This is a genomic window from Halorubrum sp. AJ67, assembly GCF_000513435.1.
Window position 1 is genome coordinate 386,571 of record NZ_CBVY010000003.1, and the last position, 1,584, is coordinate 388,154.

Sequence of the window (1,584 nt, forward strand, 5' to 3'; positions counted from 1 at the left end):
CGGGCACCCGGCGGCGCGGATCGACCGCGTCGTCCGAAGCCGCGGCGTCGACGTCGAGTGCGCGGTCGCGCGCCGGCTCCCGGACGGACCGATCGACGGATTCGGGGCCTCCGACTGCGGCTGTCCGAGTCACTTGGCCGGCGGAGAAGCCCTCGATGACCTCGCCGACCGCGCGGTGGCGGCGCACGAGGCGGCGGTCGCGGAGACCGACGACCCGGACGCGACCGTCGACGTCGTCGCCGGCTCGGGAGAGTGAGGTCCCGGTCGAGAGCCGATCAGAGGTCGTACCGCTCGACGACCTGCCGGAGCTGTTCCTCGCGTCCCTCCATGGCGTCGTCGCGGAGGACGCGTTCGTCCTCGGACGGGCACTCTAGGTCCGGGACCGGCGTCGGCCGCCCCTCCTCGTCGAGCGCGACGAAGGTGAAGTAGGAGGTGGTCGTCCGACGCGTCTCGTCCGTGCGGGGGTTCTCGGCGCGCACGTCGACTTTCACGTCGACGCTCGTCCGACCGGTGTTGAACACGTACCCCTCGATGATGGCGACTTCGCCCATCTCGATGGGCGCGATGAAGTCCACGTGGTCCATCGAGGCGGTGACCACCTGCCGGTTCGAAAAGCGCATGCCGGCGATGGCTCCGCAGATGTCCATCCAGTGCAACACGGTCCCCCCGAGCGCGCGGCCGAGGTTGTTCGTGTCGTTCGGCAGCAGCATCTCCGTCATCTCGGTGTGCGAGGAGGCGAGCGTGGCCGTCTCGTCCATGCCCGTCGTGGGAGGGCCGGCGACTTGAACGACCGGCTTCTCGATCCCGGGCGGGAGACGCCGGGGCGGTTGCGTGGAGAGGACAGGAGGGAGCAGGAGCGACCGCGCGAACGACGCGACGGTCCGATTCAGCGCTCTTCGGAGGGGTCGCCGTCGCCGCCGAACCGTATCGAGTCCGGCGGGCGGCCCGCCTCGTCTATCACCTCGTCGGTCACGACGATCGGGCAGTCGACGCGCACGGCCAGCGCGAGCGCGTCGGAGGGGCGCGCGTCGAAGACGAACCGCTCCGGCTCGCCGTCGTCGTAGCGCTCGGCGTCCACCTTCGCGTAGAAGGTCCCGTCGCGGAGGTCGTCGACGCGGACGCGGTCGATAGCGCCGCCGAACTCCGTGAGGATATCGACGAGGAGGTCGTGGGTGAGCGGTCGGTCGAACGGTTCGCCCTCCAAGGCCATCCCGATCGACTGCGCCTGATCGCCGCTGACGAATATCGGGACGTACTCGCCGCGCGCGGAGAGGATCACCGCCGGGACATCGCCGCTCGGCGCTGACCCCGCACCGACCCCGACGACCTCGGCCTCGTGTTCCATACCGGAACGTGGTGGCGGCGGCTTGAATAGCTGTCCCACGCCCGCCGCTCGGCGCGGCGGCGCTACGCCGACGCGCGGTACCAGTACGCCCACGCGAGCGTGAACACGAGCGCGGCACCGAGGAAGAAGACGACCCCGGGTTCGACGAGGGACACAGCGTACTCCGCGAGCGGGTCGCCGACGAGTTCGATCGCGCCGTCCGTCCCCTCCGCGGCGGTGTTCTGGTCGGGAACGCTCTC

3 protein-coding genes and 1 pseudogene are annotated in these 1,584 nt (G+C 70.7%); 1 reads left to right on the forward strand and 3 read right to left on the reverse strand.

Going from position 1 to position 1,584, the window contains the following annotated elements; translation table 11 throughout:
- Positions 1 to 256, forward strand: a 256-nt coding sequence (locus tag BN903_RS05175) for a DUF123 domain-containing protein (protein ID WP_048076682.1), incomplete at its 5' end; no start/stop codon positions are given.
- A gap of 19 nt (positions 257 to 275) precedes the next feature.
- Here BN903_RS05175 and BN903_RS05180 read toward each other — a convergent pair.
- The 3 genes and pseudogenes from BN903_RS05180 to BN903_RS05190 form a co-directional block, all read right to left on the reverse strand.
- On the reverse strand, positions 276 to 758 hold the full coding sequence (locus BN903_RS05180) for an acyl-CoA thioesterase (protein ID WP_048076683.1): 483 nt from the start codon (positions 756 to 758) through the stop codon (positions 276 to 278).
- A 128-nt stretch (positions 759 to 886) separates the two neighbouring features.
- Positions 887 to 1,345, reverse strand: a complete 459-nt coding sequence (locus BN903_RS05185) for a bifunctional nuclease family protein (protein ID WP_048076684.1) — start codon at positions 1,343 to 1,345, stop codon at positions 887 to 889.
- A 62-nt stretch (positions 1,346 to 1,407) separates the two neighbouring features.
- Positions 1,408 to 1,584: pseudogene (locus BN903_RS05190) on the reverse strand (ArsR family transcriptional regulator); the annotation flags it as partial.